21 protein-coding genes, 1 other RNA gene and 1 pseudogene are annotated in these 22,039 nt (G+C 38.2%); 17 read left to right on the forward strand and 6 right to left on the reverse strand.

Annotated features, from left to right (window positions below; genetic code table 11):
• Positions 1-2: 2 nt before the first annotated feature.
• The 4 genes from tpiA to srtB all read left to right on the forward strand — a co-directional run bounded on the left by tpiA (position 3) and on the right by srtB (position 4,587).
• Positions 3-761 (forward strand): triose-phosphate isomerase, encoded by a 759-nt coding sequence (gene tpiA, locus AC4D4B_RS04265; protein ID WP_490994876.1) that lies wholly within the window; start codon positions 3-5, stop codon positions 759-761.
• Positions 758-2,293 (forward strand): 2,3-bisphosphoglycerate-independent phosphoglycerate mutase, encoded by a 1,536-nt coding sequence (gene gpmI / locus AC4D4B_RS04270; RefSeq protein ID WP_490999237.1) that lies wholly within the window; start codon positions 758-760, stop codon positions 2,291-2,293. Before tpiA ends, gpmI begins: the two co-directional genes overlap by 4 nt.
• 53 nt (positions 2,294-2,346) lie before the next feature.
• Positions 2,347-3,642, forward strand: a complete 1,296-nt coding sequence (gene eno / locus AC4D4B_RS04275; protein ID WP_066106229.1) for a phosphopyruvate hydratase — start codon at positions 2,347-2,349, stop codon at positions 3,640-3,642.
• 198 nt (positions 3,643-3,840) lie between these two features.
• A complete protein-coding gene (gene srtB, locus AC4D4B_RS04280) occupies positions 3,841-4,587 on the forward strand; it encodes a class B sortase (RefSeq protein WP_490999238.1) in 747 nt (248 codons plus the stop codon).
• A gap of 46 nt (positions 4,588-4,633) precedes the next feature.
• Here the strand turns inward: srtB and AC4D4B_RS04285 are convergent, their stop codons facing one another.
• The 3 genes and pseudogenes from AC4D4B_RS04285 to putP all read right to left on the reverse strand — a co-directional run bounded on the left by AC4D4B_RS04285 (position 4,634) and on the right by putP (position 7,549).
• A complete protein-coding gene (locus tag AC4D4B_RS04285; RefSeq protein ID WP_490999239.1) occupies positions 4,634-5,476 on the reverse strand; it encodes an aldo/keto reductase in 843 nt (280 codons plus the stop codon).
• A gap of 74 nt (positions 5,477-5,550) precedes the next feature.
• Positions 5,551-5,909: pseudogene (locus AC4D4B_RS04290) on the reverse strand (beta/alpha barrel domain-containing protein); the annotation flags it as partial.
• A 173-nt stretch (positions 5,910-6,082) separates the two neighbouring features.
• Entirely contained in the window at positions 6,083-7,549 is a 1,467-nt protein-coding gene (putP, locus tag AC4D4B_RS04295; protein WP_490999240.1) for a sodium/proline symporter PutP, read from the reverse strand.
• Between the two features lie 208 nt (positions 7,550-7,757).
• Between putP and AC4D4B_RS04300 the strand changes: the two genes are divergently transcribed.
• Positions 7,758-9,389 (forward strand): Ig-like domain-containing protein, encoded by a 1,632-nt coding sequence (locus tag AC4D4B_RS04300; RefSeq protein ID WP_490999241.1) that lies wholly within the window; start codon positions 7,758-7,760, stop codon positions 9,387-9,389.
• Between the two features lie 111 nt (positions 9,390-9,500).
• Here AC4D4B_RS04300 and AC4D4B_RS04305 read toward each other — a convergent pair whose 3' ends face one another.
• Positions 9,501-9,836, reverse strand: a complete 336-nt coding sequence (locus tag AC4D4B_RS04305) for a winged helix-turn-helix transcriptional regulator (protein WP_490994870.1) — start codon at positions 9,834-9,836, stop codon at positions 9,501-9,503.
• A 173-nt stretch (positions 9,837-10,009) separates the two neighbouring features.
• Between AC4D4B_RS04305 and AC4D4B_RS04310 the strand changes: the two genes are divergently transcribed.
• Together AC4D4B_RS04310 and AC4D4B_RS04315 are read left to right on the forward strand one after the other, a co-directional pair.
• Positions 10,010-10,858: a VOC family protein gene (locus AC4D4B_RS04310; RefSeq protein ID WP_490994869.1), complete on the forward strand. Its 849-nt coding sequence runs from the start codon at positions 10,010-10,012 to the stop codon at positions 10,856-10,858.
• A gap of 39 nt (positions 10,859-10,897) precedes the next feature.
• Positions 10,898-11,503, forward strand: a complete 606-nt coding sequence (locus tag AC4D4B_RS04315) for a nitroreductase family protein (protein WP_490994868.1) — start codon at positions 10,898-10,900, stop codon at positions 11,501-11,503.
• A gap of 89 nt (positions 11,504-11,592) precedes the next feature.
• Here AC4D4B_RS04315 and AC4D4B_RS04320 read toward each other — a convergent pair whose 3' ends face one another.
• On the reverse strand, positions 11,593-12,126 hold the full coding sequence (locus tag AC4D4B_RS04320; protein ID WP_490994867.1) for a hypothetical protein: 534 nt from the start codon (positions 12,124-12,126) through the stop codon (positions 11,593-11,595).
• A 178-nt stretch (positions 12,127-12,304) separates the two neighbouring features.
• Here AC4D4B_RS04320 and secG point away from each other — a divergent pair, with 178 nt between their 5' ends.
• The 10 genes from secG to AC4D4B_RS04370 all read left to right on the forward strand — a co-directional run bounded on the left by secG (position 12,305) and on the right by AC4D4B_RS04370 (position 21,337).
• Positions 12,305-12,523, forward strand: a complete 219-nt coding sequence (secG, locus tag AC4D4B_RS04325; RefSeq protein WP_373925489.1) for a preprotein translocase subunit SecG — start codon at positions 12,305-12,307, stop codon at positions 12,521-12,523.
• Between the two features lie 140 nt (positions 12,524-12,663).
• Positions 12,664-13,404, forward strand: a complete 741-nt coding sequence (locus AC4D4B_RS04330) for an alpha/beta hydrolase (RefSeq protein WP_490994866.1) — start codon at positions 12,664-12,666, stop codon at positions 13,402-13,404.
• A gap of 41 nt (positions 13,405-13,445) precedes the next feature.
• Positions 13,446-15,821, forward strand: coding sequence for a ribonuclease R (gene rnr, locus AC4D4B_RS04335; protein ID WP_490999242.1), 2,376 nt, complete (start codon positions 13,446-13,448; stop codon positions 15,819-15,821).
• Between the two features lie 204 nt (positions 15,822-16,025).
• The gene (locus AC4D4B_RS04340) at positions 16,026-17,408 is read left to right on the forward strand and encodes an L-cystine transporter (protein ID WP_490994864.1); all 1,383 of its coding nucleotides are present in this window, start codon (positions 16,026-16,028) and stop codon (positions 17,406-17,408) included.
• Between the two features lie 138 nt (positions 17,409-17,546).
• Positions 17,547-17,924, forward strand: coding sequence for a RidA family protein (locus AC4D4B_RS04345; protein WP_490999243.1), 378 nt, complete (start codon positions 17,547-17,549; stop codon positions 17,922-17,924).
• A 68-nt stretch (positions 17,925-17,992) separates the two neighbouring features.
• Positions 17,993-18,457: an SsrA-binding protein SmpB gene (gene smpB, locus AC4D4B_RS04350; RefSeq protein ID WP_066106290.1), complete on the forward strand. Its 465-nt coding sequence runs from the start codon at positions 17,993-17,995 to the stop codon at positions 18,455-18,457.
• 138 nt (positions 18,458-18,595) lie between these two features.
• Positions 18,596-18,958, forward strand: a transfer-messenger RNA (tmRNA) gene (ssrA, locus tag AC4D4B_RS04355).
• Between the two features lie 387 nt (positions 18,959-19,345).
• On the forward strand, positions 19,346-20,119 hold the full coding sequence (locus AC4D4B_RS04360) for a hypothetical protein (protein WP_490999244.1): 774 nt from the start codon (positions 19,346-19,348) through the stop codon (positions 20,117-20,119).
• A 76-nt stretch (positions 20,120-20,195) separates the two neighbouring features.
• On the forward strand, positions 20,196-20,699 hold the full coding sequence (locus tag AC4D4B_RS04365; RefSeq protein ID WP_490999245.1) for a hypothetical protein: 504 nt from the start codon (positions 20,196-20,198) through the stop codon (positions 20,697-20,699).
• Positions 20,699-21,337 (forward strand): hypothetical protein, encoded by a 639-nt coding sequence (locus tag AC4D4B_RS04370; RefSeq protein ID WP_490999246.1) that lies wholly within the window; start codon positions 20,699-20,701, stop codon positions 21,335-21,337. Before AC4D4B_RS04365 ends, AC4D4B_RS04370 begins: the two co-directional genes overlap by 1 nt.
• A 245-nt stretch (positions 21,338-21,582) precedes the next feature.
• On the opposite strand, the gene AC4D4B_RS04375 is transcribed toward AC4D4B_RS04370, so the two are convergent.
• Positions 21,583-21,957: an aldo/keto reductase gene (locus AC4D4B_RS04375; RefSeq protein ID WP_490999247.1), complete on the reverse strand. Its 375-nt coding sequence runs from the start codon at positions 21,955-21,957 to the stop codon at positions 21,583-21,585.
• Positions 21,958-22,039: the final 82 nt, after the last annotated feature.

The raw sequence follows: 22,039 nt of genomic DNA on the forward strand, positions 1-22,039 counted from the left end.
AAGTGCGTAAACCAATTATCGCAGGAAACTGGAAGATGAATAAAACGGTTGGCGAAGCTTTACAATTTGTAGATGAAGTTAAAGGTTCCATTCCTTCTCCAGAAAAAGTGGATGCGGTTGTGTGTTCTTCTCCGCTATTTCTTGAATCGCTTGTAAAAGCAACAAAAGGAACGGATCTTAAAGTTGGTGGACAAAATATGCACTTTAAAGAAAGTGGCGCATATACGGGTGAAGTAAGCCCGGAAGCACTTTCTGATTTAGGGGTAGACTATGTTATCATTGGACATTCCGAACGTCGTGAAATGTTCAATGAAACAGATGAATCAGTTAACCAGAAAACATTAGCTGCTTTTAAGCACAATTTAATCCCTATTGTGTGTTGTGGGGAAACTTTGGAGCAGCGTGAAGCTGGTGAAACGAAAGCTCTTGTAGCTGATCAAATTAAAAAGGCATTTCAGGGCCTAACTGAAGAACAAGCTAAGAAAACAGTTGTTGCTTATGAACCAATCTGGGCAATTGGTACAGGAAAGTCTTCCACAGCAGCTGATGCTGATGAAGTTTGCGGTCATATCCGTCAAACAATCGCTGATAGCTTTTCAACTGATGTGGCAGAAGCAATTAGGATTCAATATGGCGGTTCTGTTAAACCTGAAAACATCAAAGAATATCTTTCAGAAGATAATATCGATGGTGCTTTAGTTGGCGGAGCAAGCCTTGAACCAACTTCTTTCTTAGGATTATTGGAGGCTGTTTCTAAATGAGTAAGAAACCAGTAGCGTTAATCATTCTCGATGGGTTTGGATCTCGAGATGTAACACAGGGTAATGCTGTGGCACAGGCTAAAAAGCCTAACTTTGACCGTTATTGGGCAGAGTATCCACATAATCACCTGACAGCGAGTGGCTTAGCAGTTGGTTTGCCGGAAGGACAAATGGGTAACTCAGAAGTTGGCCATTTAAATATCGGTGCTGGCCGGATTGTTTATCAAAGCTTAACTCGTGTAAACCTTGCGATTCGTGAGGGTGAATTCGAAAAGAATGAAACTTTCTTAGGCGCGATTCAACATGCGAAAGAAAATAATAAGGCTCTTCACTTAATGGGTTTATTATCTGATGGTGGAGTACACAGCCATATTCAGCATTTATTTGCTTTACTTCGCTTGTGCGCTAAGGAAAACTTTACGAATGTTTATGTACACGGCATTTTAGACGGACGTGATGTTGGTCCTCAAACTGCTGAAAAATACATTCAACAAACTGAAAATATGTTTAAAGAAATTGGTGTCGGCCAGTTCGCCACTATTTCTGGACGTTATTACTCCATGGACCGTGATAAACGCTGGGATCGTGTAGAAAAAACGTATCGTTCCATGACGTATGGTGAAGGACCTGTTTATTCTTCCGCAATGGAAGTAGTAGAGGATTCCTACCGTAATGGGATTTTTGATGAATTCGTTCTACCATCTGTTATCACGAAAGCTGATGGACAGCCCGTGGCGAAAATTGAAGATAATGATTCTGTTATTTTCTATAATTTCCGCCCTGACCGTGCTATCCAAATTTCAAACGTATTTACAAATGATGATTTCCGAGGCTTTGACAGAGGTCCTGGATTCCCGCAGAATTTGTATTTCGTTTGCTTGACTCACTTTAGTGAAACTGTTAAAGGATATGTTGCATTTAAACCAACAAATCTGGATAACACAATCGGTGAAGTCTTATCACAAAACAACTTAAAACAGCTTCGCATTGCCGAAACTGAAAAATATCCACACGTTACCTTCTTTATGAGTGGTGGACGTGAAGCTGAATTCCCAGGTGAGAAACGTATTTTGATTAATTCTCCAAAGGTTGCCACGTATGACCTTAAACCTGAAATGAGCGCTTATGAAGTGACTGAAGCCCTTATGAAGGAATTGGATGAAGATAATCATCATGCAATCATCCTAAACTTTGCTAACCCTGATATGGTTGGGCACTCCGGAATGCTTGAACCAACAATCAAAGCAATTGAAACTGTGGATGAATGCCTTGGAAAAATCGTCGATAAAATCCTATCTATGGGTGGTAAAGCCATTATCACAGCTGACCATGGTAATGCTGATGAGGTAATCACTCCAGATGGAGATCCGATGACGGCACATACAACAAACCCTGTTCCAGTGATCGTCACTGATAAAGAGGTAGAACTTCGTGACGGTGGAATTTTGGGTGATTTAGCTCCAACAATGCTTGAATTATTGCATGTAGAGCAACCGAAAGAAATGACAGGAAAATCTTTAATTAAAAAGTAAGTTGTACAAACTATAAAAGTACTTTATTTTCCAAATAAAAGGAGAGAAATTTAATGCCAATTATTATTGACGTTTATGCACGTGAAGTATTAGACTCCCGTGGTAACCCAACAGTTGAAGTAGAAATTGAAACAGAATCTGGCGCATTCGGCCGTGCTATGGTACCAAGTGGTGCTTCCACTGGTGAATACGAAGCAGTAGAACTTCGTGATGGCGATAAAGACCGTTACCTTGGAAAAGGTGTTCAAAAAGCAGTAGATAACGTAAACAATATCATTGCTGAACAAATCATCGGTATGCATGTTCTTGATCAAGCTGGAATCGATAAAGCGATGATCGACCTTGATGGAACTGAAAACAAAGGTAAATTAGGTGCGAACGCAATTCTTGGTGTTTCCATGGCTGCTGCAATCGCTGCTGCTGATTACCTAAACATTCCTTTATACCGTTACCTTGGCGGATTCAACACGAAACAGCTTCCAACTCCAATGATGAACATCATCAACGGTGGTTCTCACGCTGATAACAACGTTGACTTCCAAGAATTCATGATCATGCCTGTTGGAGCTCCAACTTTTAAAGAAGCAATCCGTATGGGTGCTGAAGTATTCCACAGCTTGAAAAAAGTTCTTCATGACAAAGGCTTAAACACTGCAGTAGGTGACGAAGGTGGATTCGCTCCAAACCTTGGTTCTAACCGTGAAGCTCTTGAAGTAATCATTGAAGCAATCACTAAAGCTGGCTACGAAGCTGGTAAAGATATCTACCTTGCAATGGACGTAGCTTCTTCTGAGTTCTTCAACAAAGAAACTAAGAAATACGATCTAGCAGGCGAAGGCCGCAATGGTCTTTCTTCTGAAGAAATGGTTAACTTCTATGAAGAATTAATCAACGAATTCCCAATCATCTCTATTGAAGATGGTTTAGATGAAAACGACTGGGAAGGCCACAAATTGTTAACTGAGCGCATTGGCGATCGTGTACAACTTGTTGGTGATGACTTGTTCGTTACAAACACTAAAAAGCTTGCTGAAGGTATCGAAAAAGGTATCGCTAACTCTATCCTAATTAAAGTTAACCAAATCGGTACTTTAACTGAAACTTTCGATGCAATCGAAATGGCTAAACGCGCTGGTTACACTGCAGTTGTATCCCACCGTTCCGGTGAAACAGAAGATTCTACAATCGCTGACATCGCAGTAGCAACAAACGCTGGCCAAATCAAAACTGGTTCTATGAGCCGTACAGACCGTATCGCGAAATACAACCAACTTCTTCGTATCGAAGATGAGCTTGGCGATTTAGCTGAATACAAAGGTCTTCAATCTTTCTACAACTTGAAAAAATAATTTGACATAGGCAGACCTTTCTTCATAAATTCCAAGGACGCTTGAGAATTGAAGAAAATACGATATGTCATACAAAACCTCCTGTTACGTAATCCGTAATAGGAGGTTTTTGTTTTTATCTCAATTAATTTGTATTCTGAAAAATCACTCATTAAAATTAAATTATACTAAAAAAATTTTGGTGGGTGTGTTGAGAACATGAAGCGCAGTCGTACAATCTTTTCAAAGTTACTTGGTTTAGGACTTCTGATTATTTTTTGCTGGTCTGGAGTGTATCTATTTCAATATGCGATGGAAGAATATCAAATGTATAGGCTGGAGAAGCAATTGGATCTAGATAAACAAGAGGCTATATCAATACCTGATGCGGGTAGGTTTGATTTTTCTAAGTTGGAAGAGAAGAATGATGAAACTGTTGGATGGATCACCATTGATGGAACAGCAATTGACTACCCGGTTGTACAGGGTGATGATAACAGTTACTATTTAACGAATGATTATAACAATACTTCATCCATTCAGGGAAGTATTTTTATGGATTATCGCAATCAGGAAGGTTTTGCAGACAATCATATCATTCTTTATGGACATAATATGAAGAACGGTACGATGTTTCATGATTTGAATAAATACAAGGATGAAAACTATCTTTACGAGCATAGATACATAAACTCTTATGGGAAAACTGGCTATTATAAGTGGGAGGTTTTCTCGACTTATAACACAGATCCACGTTTTAATTATATCCAAACAGAATTTGGAACAAGTGAACAGTATCTTTCTTTTATAAACCAACTACGATCAAGGTCAGATTTTAGTTATAAGGGAGAACCGTTATCTGATAAGGATAAGATTTTAACGCTCTCCACGTGCAGTCAAGGTTTAAAGGATGGAAGAAGGGTGGTTCATGCAAGATTAATAGAAGAGAGAGCATACGCGGAGTAACAATAGAAAGGAGGCAGCCTATATATAAGCTGCCTCCTGATTATTATTAATCTTCAAATCCTGCTTTCATCGTGTCAGGATGAGATCCGGAACGGCTATTCTCGTTAAGCTGATCGATTCTGTCCATTTCCTCAGGAGATAGTTCAAAATCAAACACTTGAGAGTTTTCAATGATACGGTGTTCTTTGATCGATTTTGGAATCGTTACAACGCCATGTTGAAGATCCCATCGTAAAATAACTTGAGCAACTGATTTATTATGCTTTTCAGCAATTTCTTTAAGAACTGGATTGTCCAAAAGCTCTCCTCGTTTTAATGGAGACCATGCTTCTAATTGGATTCCTTCTTTTTTACAGTAAGCACGCAAGTCTTCCAATGTTAAATGAGGATGGAATTCCACTTGATTCACCATTGGCTTAATTTCAGCTGTAGCGATTAAATCCTCAAGGTGATGAACCAGGAAGTTACTTACGCCAATCGCACGAACGCGTCCATCCTTGTAGAGTTTTTCAAAGGCTTTCCACGTTTCTTTATATTTATCCTTACCAGGCCAATGGATTAGATAAAGGTCTAAGTAATCCAAGCCCAGCTTTTCCATGCTTTCATCGAAGGCTTTTAAGGTAGATTCATATCCTTGTTCGCTATTCCATAGCTTTGTTGTAATAAATAAATCCTCACGTGGCACACCTGATTCTTTGATTGCTTGGCCCACGCCTTCTTCATTACCATAAATGGCAGCTGTATCAATGCTGATATATCCATTTCGGATGGCTGCTTTAACAGATTGGATAACCTCTTCACCTTCTTGAACTTTAAAAACGCCCAATCCAAACCATGGCATTTCTACGCCATTATGTAAGGTGACTGTATCTTTGAGATTTGTTGGCATATCTGAATCCTCCTCTGTCTAATTTGGTTTTTTCTAACTATTCTTTTATTATAAAGGATGACTGTTCAACTTAGTTAATAGAATGAATTCCTATTTTTTCTTGCTGATTCAGCCTTTTCAATATACAGCTTTGCGATTTCAGTAATCTTATCGAAATCACCCGTTTTGGCCGGTGCTAGCAGATTGCCGCCGACTCCAACAGCAACACAGCCATTTGAAATCCATTCTTCGATATTATCTAAACTCACCCCGCCGGTCGGCATTATATTGATCTGAGGGAGAGGGGCTTTGACGGCTTTTATAAACCCTGGGCCAAACGCATTGCCAGGGAATAGTTTAACAATATCAACACCAGCTTCCAATGCTGTTTTCATCTCTGTAATCGTCATACATCCCGGCATATAGGGATTTGATAGAGGTTACAGAGCTTAGCTTTCTTCTAATTACAGTCATATTGTTAAATTATTTATAGCACTTTCATAGAAAAAAAGATGGCGATAATATGACGATATAAGAAGTGGTAGTTGATTTAAGTTGATGATTTCAGTCATTATGGAGCTAGTTGGCAATAAAAAAACATTGAGGCTCTCCTCAATGCTTTTTTATCTATTGTTTCATTAATTCATTAAATTGCTTGTATTGGATACTCACTTCTTGCTTTGGTGGAGCGGTCAGTAAGCTGACAATGATGATAGCAAGTGTGCTTGCTCCAAAACCAGGAATCATTTCATAGAGTGTATCAGAGAGACCTAAGCTAGACCATATAATAACAGTGAGGGCTCCCACAACGATACCAGCCAAAGCTCCCCATTTATTCATACGCTTCCAGAAGAGACTTAACAATATGAGCGGACCGAATGATGATCCGAAGCCTGCCCAAGCATAACCAACCAGTTCAAGGATCGTGGAGTTCTTTTCCCATGATAAAAATAACGCGACAATCGAGACAATTAAAACAGACAATCTTCCTAAGAAAACAAGTTCTTTATCAGATGCTGATCGTCTGAAGAATGTTTTGTAAATATCTTCTGTTAGCGAGCTTGATGTAACGAGAAGCTGCGAAGAAATGGTACTCATGATGGCAGCTAAAATAGCTGAGATTAAAAATCCGGTAATAATCGGATGGAATAATACTTCGCCTAAAACGATAAATACTGTTTCATGGTTATCCAATGGAGTGCCTGTTTGTGAAAAATACGTAATCCCGATAAAACCAGTCAGCATCGCACCAATAATGGAGAAAATCATCCATCCCATCCCGATTCGGCGGGCCTTTTTAATTTCTTTAACAGATGAAATAGCCATAAAGCGGACAATGATATGAGGCTGGCCGAAGTAACCAAGTCCCCAGGCAATGGAAGAAAGGATGCCTAGTATCGTTGTTCCTCTGAAAATATCTAATAAGGCCGGATTAATGGATCGTGCTGTATCAATGGACTCTCCTAATCCTCCCACTTCAATGAGAGTGACGATTGGAACAAGGATCAGTGCCACGAACATGATGATTCCTTGTACAAAGTCAGTCCAGCTGACGGCAAGAAATCCTCCGAACAAGGTGTATGCGACTACTACCAGTGTAACAACTATTAATCCAGTATGATAATCAAGTCCGAATGTACTTTGGAAAAGTACACCGCCAGAAACCATGCCTGATGAAACATAAAAAGTAAAGAATACTAGAATAACAAGTCCAGAAATCAGGCGAAGTATTTTTGATGTATCGCCAAAGCGGTTCTCTAAATAGCCAGGTATTGTAATCGAATCATTGGCTATTTGAGTATACGTACGCAGTCTGGGAGCTACATAAATCCAGTTTGCCCAGGCTCCTATAGTTAAACCGATGGCAATCCATGCTGCGCTAAGACCAGATAGATACATAGCTCCGGGTAATCCCATTAACAGCCAGCCACTCATATCAGCCGCTCCTGCACTCAAAGCTGTTACGGCAGGTCCGAGTGTTCTGCCGCCAAGCATATAATCAGATAAATTGGATGTTCTTTTATAGGCAAAATATCCGATTCCGAGCATTAAAATCATATAAATAACGACTGATGTTAATAATGCATAATCCATCTGTGTTCCCCCTTTATCTCTTGTCTAGTTTGTCCTGCACTTTCTACTTACCATTTAGAAGCAAAATCGTTTGATTTAGTTTATCAGAAAAGTTAAAATAATTCACTTATTATTTGAGTGTATAAAAATACCAAATTATTGAATAAAAAGGTAGACTTATAAGATACTGGTTACATAGTTTCTAATGAAAGGATAGGTTTAATAAAAAATGAAAGCATATATGCTTAAAATCAGTCTGTTATTGACGATTGTATTAGGGTTTTTTATAACCAGCACCTCGGCAAATGCAGCTACCAATCCATCATCCCAAGAGATTAATAGGTTGTTGACTGAAGCTGCGATAAAACATAATATTCCTCCAGAGGTTGTTAAAGCAGTTGCTAATCAGGAAAGTGGATGGAAGCAATTCACGGATAAGGGGCAGCCTCTTATAACCGAAGATGGCGGAATTGGTATCATGCAGATCACCAATCCAAAGCACCCAGAACAAAATAAGTTAAAAACTGATATTAAATACAATATCGATGAAGGTGTTAAAATCCTCACTGCTAATTACAACCGTAAAGACCTCCCGAAAATTAAAGGAGCCGACCGTAATGTGATTGAGAACTGGTATTTTCCTGTAATGGCCTATAATGGTACGAAACCTGAAAATAGTCCCCTCTATCAAAAGACAGGGAAAAGGAATACAGCCGCATATCAGGAAGAGGTATTTAAAAAAATAAAAGACAATATAATCTGGGGAAGAACATTAGCAGATTATCCATTTGCAGTTAAAGACTTTACCTATGAAACTAACAGTAAAAAAAATATTAAATTCAACAAATTGAGTTATACATTAACGAATCCAATCATTACCTCTCACTCTGCTTATAAATCGAAGAATAAAGTGATTGTAACTGGCAGTAATGTCAAATTAAGAGGTAAACCAAGCACTAACAAAGATTCTAAAGTTATCAAAACTCTTGCCAAAGGCACGGTTTTAACAATTAACGGGAGCATGGTGTATGATCAATCTCCAGCAAGCAAAAATCAGTTCGTCTGGTATCCGGTTAAAACCTCAAATGGAACAAAAGGATATATCGCATCCGCTTATCTTTCCAAGTATGTCCTGACAACGGGCACGGTGACGAATAAATCGACAGCAGTTACTGGGAATGTCGAAAAAGGATATATTCTTTCTGTAAAAGCAGGAGCAAAAGAACTTGGTACCTTTAAATCGACGAAGGCGGGTTCCTATAAAATTAAGATTAAGGCTCAAACAGCGGGTACAAGGCTGAAAGTAATCGCAAAGGATTCGAAGGGAATCATTCATGAAATAAAGGATATTACGGTAAAAGATGCAATTCCTCCTTCTAAGCCAAGTGTCAATTCAGTTTCAGATAAATCTACATCGGTAAGCGGTAAAGCAGAAAAAGGAAGTACGGTTACCGTAAAGGCAGGCAAGAAGTCCTGGTTCATAAAGGCAAATACAAAGGGACAGTACACGATTAAAATAGCGAAACAAAAGGCAGGCACCAAATTAATCATTACAGCTAGTGATGCAGCCAAGAATGTGAGCTCGGCACGAACGATTACAGTGTTGGATAAGACTGCGCCTTCTGCACCAACAGTAAACGCCATTACCACCAAGACCAAAGCTGTTACCGGTAAAACTGAAGCAAATGCGACGGTTACGGTAAAAGTGAAAAGTAAAACGCTTGGTAGTGCAAAGGCAAACAGCAAAGGAGCCTTTAAAGTAAATATAAAAGCTCAGAAGAAAAATATAACCATATCAGTTACGGCAAAAGACAAAGCAAAAAATACGAGTAAAGCAAAGCAAGTAAAGATTAAAAAGTAATGATGGGATGGGAGAATAGGGGAAACCTCTTATTCTCTTTTTTATTGCAGGCTGATAAGAATGACAATCATGAAAAAAGAAAAAGCCGATTGCGGCGAGCGCAATCGGCATTTATTTTTGATCAGTTTCTGGAGAATCTTTTTTCATCCATTCATCAGCCCAATTTGCAATGGATTGCATCATCGGCTTCATGGCTTCTCCTGCTTCTGTTAAGGAATATTCAATTCGGACCGGCGTTTCCGGGTAAACTTCTCGTTTGACAATCCCTTGTTTTTCTAAGTCCTTTAGGCGTTCAGATAGTACTCGTCCACTGATACCAATTGAGGATTCCAGCGTACAGAAACGCTGAGGACCAGATTGCAGTTGATAAATAATTAATCCTGACCAACGGCGGCTGAGGATATCCATAGCTTTCTCAAATTTAGGACAAATGTGAGATTGATTCATATTACATCACCCCTATGGTCTATATTATATCGCATTATTGATAAATCATATAATTATTTATAGGAAATAATTTACTTGATATAAATTTATTACTAAAGTATAATTACTTACATAAAGTAAGTTATATACTAATGGAGTTAAAAAATAAATTGCCAATTGGGAGAGAGAGTAAAATGAACTTTCATCAGAAATCAAATACGTTTGTGGAAAGTCTTGAATTGAAGGTACTCAATATGGAAAGATCGCTCGCCTTTTACGAAAATATCATTGGTTTTAAAGTGCTCGAGAGAGAGGGTAATCGCACAGTTTTAACTACTGATGGGGAAACACCATTATTAACTTTAATTCAACCTGAAAATGTTATACCAAAAGAGGCTCATAAAGCCGGGCTGTACCATTTTGCTTTATTGTTGCCCTCACGTGCGGATTTAGGAAGCTTTTTGCATCATATCGCAAAAATCAATTACCCATTGGGTGCCTCAGATCATCATGTGAGTGAAGCATTATATTTACAGGATGTTGATGGGAATGGAATTGAAATTTACGTAGATCGCCCAGCTTCCTCATGGATATGGAAAGACAAAGAGGTTCATATGGTTACGGAGCCTTTGAAGGCAGAAGAAGTATTGGCAGCAGGGGAAGACAAGATGTGGAAAGGCCTTCCGCCTGATACGGCAATGGGGCATATTCATTTGCATATTGGCAATCTTGAACTGGCGGAGGAATTTTATTGCAAGGGTTTAGGATTTGATGTAGTTACACGTTATGGGGGGCAGGCATTGTTTATGTCCACAGGTGGCTACCACCATCATATTGGTTTAAATGTATGGAATGGCAGGAATATAACGGCTGCTTCAAAAGAAAGCGTGGGACTCCAAACATTCACTATTCATTATCCTAATCATGAACAAAGAGAAGAAGTGATTTTGCGATTGAAAGAAATGGGTGTTGAAGTTCAAGAAGAGAGTGGAAATTGGGTAACAACAGATCCGTTTGGTTTATCTATTCGGTTATCTGTCTAAATAAATTGATATGAAAAAAACATTGGGGAGGAATAAATCATGACAAATGCAAATGCATTTTTATCAGCAATTGAAAAAAGACGTTCACTTTATGCGATTAGTAATGAAAAGGTAATTTCTGAAGAAAGAGTAGAGGAGATTGTTAAATTTGCAGTCAAGCATACACCATCTGCCTTTAACTCACAAAGCGCAAAAGTAGTCGTCTTATTCGGAGAACAAAGTAATAAGTTTTGGAGTATTACAACTGAAACATTACGAAAAGTCGTACCTGCCGAAAATTTTGCTGGCACTCAGGAAAAAATGGATATGTTTAATGCTGGATATGGCACTATTCTCTTCTTTGAAGACCAATCGGTCATAGAGGGTCTGCAGTCACAATTTGATCTATATGCAGATAAATTCCCTGTTTGGTCTAATGAAGCCTCCGGAATGCTGCAGCTCGTTGTTTGGACAGCTCTTGAAGCGGAAGGATTAGGGGCTACACTTCAGCATTACAATCCATTGATTGATGATGAAGTGAAGGCAACCTGGAATATACCTGCAAGCTGGAGATTGTCTGCTCAAATGCCATTTGGTAAACCAGTTGCTCCTGCTGGTGAAAAACAATTCAATCCAATTGAAGATCGTGTGAAAGTGTATAAATAAATCAACAAAAAAGACGCTCCATTTTTAATTTAATCCTCAAGTTAGATTGTATATCTACCTTGAGGTCTAAAAAGTGAGCGTCTTTTCATTTAATTTCTATCGCGGTACTCTCTCCTTAGTTCGTTTTGAAAGCGATCCAAAAATACGCCAATCAGGAAAAATGCGATTAATATAGAATAGAAGGTTTTAAATACTGCCTGGACAGATCCCGGACTCCAAACAGTCAACCAGAAAGTGCCTTCGCCAATGAATCCGTAGCCAAGTATTAAGATATGTAATGCCAACCAAAAGAGGCTTAGAGTGCTCGTATTCGAGCGGATAATGACTGCTATTAAGCTAATCAGTGCTGCTATACAAACTACAAAAAGGATGGGGTTAATAGACAACCATTCTATAGATAAGAGTTCAAAAATCAATAAACCAATCAAACATAGATGTACCAAATAGGTCATAAAATAGATGAATGGCCTTCCATTAAGTTTAGAAATGATTAATAGTACACCGGCCGCGAGTAAAAGAGCTCCCATTAAGGGGGCATTCCATACGAAGAACATCATTAAACTGCCAAATATAAATCCGATCATATTTATGTAATTTGCTTTATATAACCAATCGGTAAACATAATCATGTCCCCCTCTGTCACGGGTTTTTGAATCCTCTTATTTGATTATACCCTGCCTGCGGTGAATTTAACTATTACCTCCTTGTTAGTTATTGTGAAAAAAAGGTGGTTATGGTAAAGTGATAGTATTGATAAGACCGTAATTAGGAGGTATTTGTTCGTGTTGCATACTACGCTCATGGTATTATTGGTTATTACATGTATTAGTTTAATTGTTGTGGTCTTACTGCAATCCGGTAAAAGTGCAGGTTTATCCGGCGCAATTTCCGGTGGTGCTGAACAGCTTTTTGGTAAACAAAAGGCCAGAGGACTTGATTTATATTTACACCGCGCTACTATTGTTTTATCAGTATTATTTTTTGTTTTAACCATTTTGGTTTCTTTCTTTGCAAAGTAATAGTGCGAAAACAAACATTGCCTGGCAGCTTTGCCAGGCTTTTTTGATGTGTAAATCGTTCTTATTAATGGCGTTTTGTTCCTCTAACATCGTAAACTAATAGTACATAGTATAAGTTTTAACAAAGGGAGATTTTTTATATGAAATTGACTCAGCCAAAACCATTTACATTTGAGGGAGGAAACCGAGCAGTCTTATTGCTTCACGGTTTTACAGGGAATAGCGCTGATGTGAGGATGCTAGGCCGATATCTTGAAAGCAGGGGATATACATGCCACGCACCGCAATATAAAGGGCACGGAGTACCTCCGGAGGAATTGGTAGAATCCGGACCAACTGATTGGTGGAAGGACTGTATGAAAGCCTATGATCGATTGCGGGCAATGGGCCATAAGGAAATTGCGGTAGCAGGCCTTTCATTAGGAGGGGTATTTTCCTTGAAATTAGGTTACACTGTACCTGTTAAGGGTATCGTAACCATGTGTTCACCTATGTATATAAAAAGTGAAAAAGTTATGTATGATGGGGTACTTGAGTATGCCCGTCAGTATAAAAAGCGTGAAGGTAAAAGCCAGGAACAAATTGAGGAAGAAATGAATCGTTTTCGTCCAATGAATACCCTGCAAGCCTTGCAAGAATTGATTGGCAATGTAAGAGATCACGTGAATCAAGTGGATGTTCCGCTTTTTGTGGCTCAGGCACGCCACGATCATATGATCAATACAGACAGCGCTAATATTATCTATAATTCTGCAAATACTGAACAAAAAACATTAAAATGGTATGAGGAATCAGGCCATGTGATAACACTGGATAAAGAACGTGATCAGCTTCATCAGGATGTCTTTGCGTTTTTAGAGAGTCTTGATTGGGCAAATTAATAGATAGATCAATGATAAAGGAAAGAAAGGAGGGGTTTGTGATGGATGACATGATTCGTCAACATGTAGAAAAGCTGTATTCTTATATGAAAGAAGAAGCTTACAAACCCATGACCGTACAAGAATTAGAAGAAGCAATGGGGGTAGAAGACTCCGGGGATTTCAAGGATTTTGTGAAGGCTCTTGTGTATATGGAGGAGCATGGCCAAATCGTGAGAACTCGTTCTGATCGTTATGGACTGCCAGAACGTATGAACCTTGTAAAAGGAAAGGTATCCGGTCATGCTAAGGGATTTGCTTTTGTGCTACCTGAAGAGAAAGGCATGGATGATATTTTTATTCCTCCGCATGAGTTAAATAATGCGATGCATGGAGATATTGTTATGGTCCGTGTCTCTTCGCAGTCATCAGGCCAAAGACGGGAAGGTACCATTGTTAAAATCATTGAACGCGGTGTCCAGAATGTCGTAGGAACATACACGGAAACAAGAGGGATTGGTTTTGTAATCCCGGATGATAAAAAGATGGCTAATGATATCTTTATCCCTAATGAGGCGAAGAACGGTGCCGTTGAAGGTCATAAAGTAGTTGTTAAAATAACAAATTACCCAGAAGGCAGAATGTCGGCAGAAGGTGAAGTTATCACGATCTTAGGGCATAAAAATGACCCGGGTGTTGATATTTTATCCATTATTCATAAGTTTGGTTTGCCAGGAGAATTCCCGGAAGATGCACTCGAACAAGCTAATCAAACACCTGAAGTCATAGATGAAAAAGATCTGGCCAATCGTCGTGACCTTAGAAATGAAACGATTGTCACGATTGATGGTGCGGATGCGAAGGACCTTGATGATGCTGTTACAGTAACGAGACTTGATAATGGAAATTATAAATTGGGTGTACATATTGCCGATGTTTCTCATTATGTAACCGAAGGATCGCCAATTGATAAGGAAGCGGCAGAGCGTGCAACAAGTATCTATCTCGTGGATCGAGTTATCCCAATGATCCCGCATCGTCTATCAAACGGCATTTGTTCATTGAATCCACGCGTTGACCGTTTAACATTATCATGTGAAATGGAAATTGATTCTGAAGGAACTGTTGTTTCCCATGAGATTTTCCAGAGTGTAATTAAAACAACGGAGCGTATGACGTATTCAGATGTGAATGAGATTCTTGTTGATAAGAAAGAAGAATTAATTGAGCGCTATGAACCGCTTGTTCCGATGTTTGAGGAAATGGAGAAATTGGCTGAAATTCTTCGCGAAAAACGGATGCGCAGAGGAGCCATTGACTTTGATTTTAAAGAAGCAAAAATTCTTGTTGATGAGAATGGAGAACCAACCGATGTTGTTCTTCGTACACGATCTGTTGCAGAAAAATTAATTGAAGAATTTATGCTTGCAGCCAACGAAACAGTAGCTGAGCATTTCCATTGGATGGACGTGCCTTTCCTTTACCGGATCCATGAAGATCCAAATGAAGAGAAGCTGAGAAAGTTCTTCGACTTTATCGTGAACTTTGGTTATATCGTTCGTGGTACAGCCAATTCTATTCATCCTCGTGCTTTACAGGAGATTATTGAAGCGGTGCAGGGCAAACCGGAGGAAATGGTTGTATCGACAGTCATGCTTCGCTCCATGAAGCAAGCAAAATATGATCCTGAAAGCTTGGGACACTTTGGATTGTCGACAGATTATTATACTCACTTTACATCACCTATCCGCCGTTATCCGGACTTAATTGTCCACCGCTTAATTCGTACGTATTTAATAAATGGAGATTTAAGCAAAGAGACGCAGGAAAAATGGAATGAAAGACTTGGTGAGATCGCCCAGCATACTTCCTCAATGGAAAGACGGGCAGTAGATGCTGAGCGTGAAACGGATGATCTGAAGAAAGCTGAGTACATGGAAGATAAAGTGGGCGAGGAGTTTGATGGTATTATCAGCTCTGTCACAAACTTCGGTATGTTTGTTGAGCTATCCAACACAATCGAAGGACTTGTCCATGTCAGCTATATGACAGATGATTATTATCATTTTGACGACCGTCAATATGCGATGATTGGTGAACGTACAGCTAAGGTTTTCCGAATCGGAGACGAGATCACCGTAAAGGTCATTAATGTAAATAAAGATGAGCGTACCATAGACTTTGAAATTGTTGGGATGAAAGACAATCGTGAACGGGTTTCCGGTGAAAAACGTATATTTAAAGCAGAACCGGGTAAAAACCGCCGCAAGGATTCTTCCAGACCACTGGGAGGAAATGGAGACAAACGCGGTCCAAAAGGCCAGGGCAAAGGTAAACCTGGAGAAAGCTCCGATAAAAAAGGCCCGAGAAAGAAAAAGAAGTTTTATGAAAACGCACCGGCTGCCAAGCGTAAATCCGGTAAGAAGAAAAAACGATAAGAAGCAGAGGAGAGCTGACTTATGTTGGCTCTCTTTTCTTTGAGAAAGATTTGCGGTTATATTTACTAGGCCGAGGTATATAGATAAAAAAGAATAGTTGGTTATAGGAAAAACAGCTTGTCTAGTCATAATACTGTACATTAACCAGTACAATCTATATAATGCATATGTATTTAGTATGAATTAAAGGGGGAGAAATTGAAAATGGATACGACCTTAGTTATTATAAATATACTTATTTTGTTAGCATTAGTCGGTGTACTTTTCTATATGCAAAAGAAACATGTTTCCTTTTCAAAACGAGTATTTACAGGTCTTGGATTAGGAATTCTTTTAGGTGTATTCCTTCAATTAGCGTTTGATCCGGATAGTGCTGTAGTAGCGGATACGAAAAACTGGTACAGTATTGTTGGAACTGGGTATGTCAGCTTTTTGAAAATGATTGTTATGCCTTTGATTGTTGTGTCAATTATATCAGCTATCATTCGCTTAAAAGGGCAGGCTGGAGTTGGTAAAATCAGCTTCTCGATTATTGGAGTTCTAGTTTTAACAACAGCTATAGCAGCTGCTGTTGGAATTGGCAGTGCCCTAACGTTTGACTTATCAGCGGATCATCTTGAATCTGGTGAAGCAGAGGAAGCGCGTTCTGCTCAATTAGAAGAAACAATGGTTCAAGTAGAGAACCAAAGCTTTCCGGAACGTATTTTGCAGGTCATCCCAACAAATCCGTTTCTTGATTTGACTGGCCAACGACCTACTTCTACAATCGCAACCGTTATTTTTGCAGCATTTGTTGGAATAGCGGCAATCGGTGTTAGAAGAAAGGCACCTGCAGAATTTGAAACATTTGAGAAAATCATTAATGCCTTATATAAAATCGTCATGCGAATCGTTACGTTGATTCTTCGTTTAACACCGTATGGTATTTTAGCATTAATGGCTACAACCATTGCCAATACAAATGTACAGGGAATCATAGAATTATCTACATTTGTTATTGCTTCGTATGTAGCATTGATCGTGATGTTCCTGATCCATTTAGTTATATTATTCTTTAGCGGTTTAAATCCAATGCAATATGTTAAGAAAATGGGTCCATTACTTACGTTTGCTTTTACATCCCGTTCCAGTGCAGCGGCTATTCCTATTAATATAGAGACTCAAACCAAACAATTTGGTAACTCTGAAGGAATTGCTAACTTTGCTTCTTCATTAGGAGCGTCTATTGGTCAAAATGGATGTGCAGGAATATATCCGGCTATGCTGGCTGTAATGATTGCACCGGATCCGCTAGATCCCGTTTTCCTTATTCAATTAGTCATCATTGTAGCTATCAGTTCATTTGGTGTAGCTGGTGTCGGTGGAGGAGCTACCTTTGCCGCATTAATCGTATTATCCAGTATGAACCTGCCAATTGGTATAGCAGCCTTACTAATCTCTGTAGAACCATTAATTGATATGGGAAGAACAGCTCTTAATGTCAGCGGTTCTGCAACAGCAGGTTTGGTAACCGGCCGTATGACGGGTGAATTGAACAAAGATGTATACAATGGTAAAATGGTTGAAATGAATTCAATTGAAGCATAAAAAAGTAAGGAAGAATGCGTAATTGTTGCATCCTTCCTTTTTCTTTAAGTCCGCATTCTCATTCCTGATGGAAGGATAAGAGGACATTTCAATCGAATACTAAAGGTATGGATTTTAGCGAAATGGAGGAATACTAAAGTGAGTAAGATTACGATTCAAACTGCTAAAGCGCCGGCCGCAATCGGGCCATATTCTCAAGCCATTCGAGTGAATGGATTTATTTATACATCAGGTCAGCTAGGATTAGATCCTGAAACGGGCGAATTAAAAGAAGGTGTGAAGGAACAAACTCACCAAGCATTCAAAAATATTCAGGCTATTTTAAACGAAGAAGGTCTTAATTTGGACCAAATTGTGAAGACAACTGTCTTCCTGAATGATATGAATGATTTTGCAGCAGTTAATGAAGTATACGCAACCTACTTTACCGGCAGCTTTCCGGCAAGGAGTGCGGTAGAAGTAGCGCGGCTTCCAAAAGACGGACTTGTAGAAATAGAAGCTATTGCTGTAGTATGATAAAAGGAGAGCCTGATATTAGGCTCTTTTATTCACCTAACCCATATAAAGAGAGAGGGGGCAATTATATGCCAAAAGGTTCAGGAAAGGTAATCGGCCAAAATAAAAAAGCGTACCATGATTACTTTATCGAGGAAACCTATGAAGCAGGAATTGTTTTGCAGGGAACTGAGATTAAATCGATTCGAAATGGTCGTGTGAACTTAAAGGATTCATATGCAAGGATTATTAATGGGGAAGTCTTCTTAATGGGAATGCACATTAGCCCATATGAGCAGGGTAACCGCTATAATCATGACCCGTTACGTGTGCGTAAGCTACTTTTGCATAATAAGGAAATCAGTAAATTAATTGGTTCAACAAAAGAGCAGGGATATGCACTTGTTCCATTGAAGCTGTATTTAAAGAACGGCTTTGCAAAAGTTTTGATCGGTTTAGGTAAGGGTAAAAAGAATTATGATAAACGTGAAGACTTGAAGAGAAAAGAAGCAAAGCGTGAAATCGAAAGAGCGTTCAAAGAACGTCAGCGTTAAGCTTTGGCTGGTACTCTCACCAAGTTCTTACAATTGAATTTCACACTTATTATGTTATAATTACTTATGTACCACAATTGAATAGAAGCAACGCTCAAAGTACGCTTCTTCATTTCGTGCGATCCACATTCTTATCATGGGGACGTTACGGATTCGACAGGGGTAGTTCGAGCTTATGTTGCGAGTCGAGGGGATCGGCCTCGTTAAAACGTCACAGCCTATAACTGGCAAACAAAACAACAACTTAGCTTTCGCTGCTTAATAACAGTCGATAAGCTGTTCCTCCCTCCATCGTCCATGTGGTAGGGTAAGGGACTCAACTTTAGTGGACTACGCCGGATCTCACCGTCTGAGGGAGAAGGAAGAGAATAACCAGACTAGCTGTCCGGACGCCTGTCGATAGGCATAAGGCACAGCGAATCGCCAATATATCGACTACACTCGTAGATGCATAAGTGCCGTTATCTTTGGACGTGGGTTCGACTCCCACCGTCTCCACCAAATACATATTTTGGTGGTTTTTATTTTATTTAGACATTCATTATTATAGCACCAATAATGGTTTAACGAAAAAAGCTCGGTTTCTACCGAGTTTTTTTATTTTATGCAAAGTTAAGTTTACTGTCGATTACGCTGAAGTTATGCCATGTGCTAGTGTTACTAACAAGGCTTATCACGGACAGTTTTGTTTATCCATTTAGTAGTGGATATTGATGAAAATTTATAAGTATGATTAGAAAACAATATAAATTTTTAGTTTTTTTGATATAAATGAAAATTATATATTGCACTTAAATTTTTAATAAATTGTTAAATTGTATACTAGTATTCCAGGTGTTATAATCTCCTACAGTAATAATATTACATTTTAAAAAGGGAGATAATAAAATGAAATTGAGTAAATTAACAGGTGCAGGGTTAATAGGTGCAACCGTTATAGCTGGTACTTTAGTATTTAATTCCGGTGCCGCAGAAAAGGTAATGAATAATATTGAAGCTCTAAAATCGAAGATAGTTGAATTTGCTCAAAATGAAAAATCATTAGTTGAAAAATATAATGATTTAAGAAAAGAGGCACAAACTAAAATAGCTGACTTAGAGGCACAATTGAAAAATAATGGAGAAGCATCTGATTCGGAAAAAGCAGAGCTACAAGCAGAGATAAAAAGACTGGAAGATCAATTGAATTTAGCTAATGCAGCAATAGAAGGCTTAGAAATACAGTCAGATAATGCTGTTAAGGTAGCTAACTCACATACAATAACAGATGCAGATTCTTTACCAGGATTAGATGGAGATACAGTTGCAGAAGAAAAAATAGCAACAGCAGAAGCTCATTTCTATCAAGGGCATACTCAAGTTTCTATAAACTTGAAAGAGGATATCAATATTGCGCCTTTAGCTAAAGGAAATATTGTAGTAAAATTTATGGATGCTAATGACAATACAATACAAACAAAAAATAAAACTTGGGCTGGATATTTAAATGACTCTCAAGGTAACAAATATGGTAAAGGCCTTGAAAATAATGCTAATTATTCAAATCTATTATATGCTGGAAACACATATACGACGACTCTAAATAAGGATAATGTAGCTAAAGTTATGATTACGGTAACTACAAATAATAATGAAGTAAAAACAATAACAAAAGTGAAATAATATATAGATACTTTTTATAAATAAGGACTAATTTTATTAGTCCTTATTTTAAAATCTAGAGATATAGGGAGCAAAAATGAACAAGGTCTTGATTAGTATAATACTTGGGGTTGTTGGTAGCACGTTAATAGCTACAGCAACTATAGCAGCATCAGCAGGGTTTGATTCTGCTCCGGTAGAAACGATTGAAAAAAATGTGAATGATTTAAAAGATAAAGTAGTAGCTTATTCTAAAAACGAAGAGAAATTAGTAAAGAAATATATGAAATTATATGAAGAATACACTAAATTAAAAGAGGCTACTGAACAAAATCCTGATGCATTATCTGAATCAAAGGTTGAGAGTTTAAGAGAGGATTTAAATAAGCAAGAAGAAGAAAATAAAAAACAAGCAGATCATATAAACGATTTACAACAAGAGATAACAGACTTGGAGTCCAAAAAAGTACTTCAAGAAAAAGAAAATAAAAAACAAGCAGACTATATTAAAGCATTAGAAGAACAAATAGAAAGCTTAGAGTCTAATAAGGTTGATCAAGAAAAAACCCCTCAATCTAGCGAAAAATCAGAGGTAGAATAATGGAAAATAATCAATCATCTCATAACGGCTCTAAGAAAAGAAATTTATTAATAGTAATGATACTAGTGTTGTTACTAGCTCTTGTATTTTTAGTTAAATCTTGCTCAATAAATGAAGATTCTAAAGATGAACAAGACGTTACAACTGAAGTAATAAAAGATGAGGGAAAAGATAACGAAGACAATCTAGACCAAGGTAATAATACAGATCATAATCAAACTACTAATAGTGATAAATTATCAAGTGGAGCTCAAGACAGCACTAATCAAAATAATAATAAAGATGGTTTAGTGAATGGTGCTGGAAATAATATGCAAGGTAATAACGGTAGTGATAATCAACCGGGTGGTTCTCAAGATATTGATAATCAAACTACCGATAATGGGAATGGTTTATTAGATAGTAATACTGGGGAGAATACCCAAAGTAATAGTGGTACTAATGATGATCATTCATCCAGTGGTTCTCAAGATAGCAATAATCAAACAGATTCAGATACAAATCCAGGACAACCGAATGATCCGGAAGATGGTGGGAATGGAAATAGATTAAATTTATTATATGATGAATTAATTAAAGCTAATAATACATTCGAATACTTTTTAGAAGTAACTAATGGTATCTTAGAAAATTACTAAAGTAATATTTCATATTTTTTTATATAAAAAGGATAATCTATTGAGATTATCCTTTTTACATGGGATCTATAGTTATATTCTTTCCGCCATCCACATAAATTCCGCCTGCAGAATAATCATCCCCAAAAGCTGGATTGCCGTATGAGGATATTTCATATACTTGATTATTCTTTACTCATGGAAATCAATCCTTCACAACCAATAATTTAATAGGTTATGCTCAAAAAAAGTCCTTTACTAAAGCCTTAAGGCTGGATGTGACTGCTGTTCAAATAAAGACGATACCATTCCTCACGGCTGAGCTGTATTTCGCTGCCTTTGATAATATCGGCCATCCGCATACGGTTGGTTGTGCCCGCAATCAATTGAATATTCACTGGATGCCGCAAGATCCAAGTTGCTGCAATGGCGCTTGGTGTAGTCTCGTATTTCTCACCTAATTGCTCGAGGGTTTGGTTCAATTCAGGGAACTTATCAAAATTACCGATAAAGAAACCAAATTGAAAAGGTGACCAAGCCTGAATGGTTATATCATTGAGTCTGCAATAATCAAGGACACTACCATCTCTCTCGACCGCGCCTTCTGTCTGCATATTCACTTCCATCCCATTAGCAATCATGAGATAAAGATAATATGAAAATTCCTTTCAGTAGAATCTACCTGAGGAAGGAAAAGCAGGGAGTGCTTTTATTTTTATCGGT

The sequence above is a fragment of the Pradoshia sp. Z6_59 genome (genome assembly GCF_058267515.1).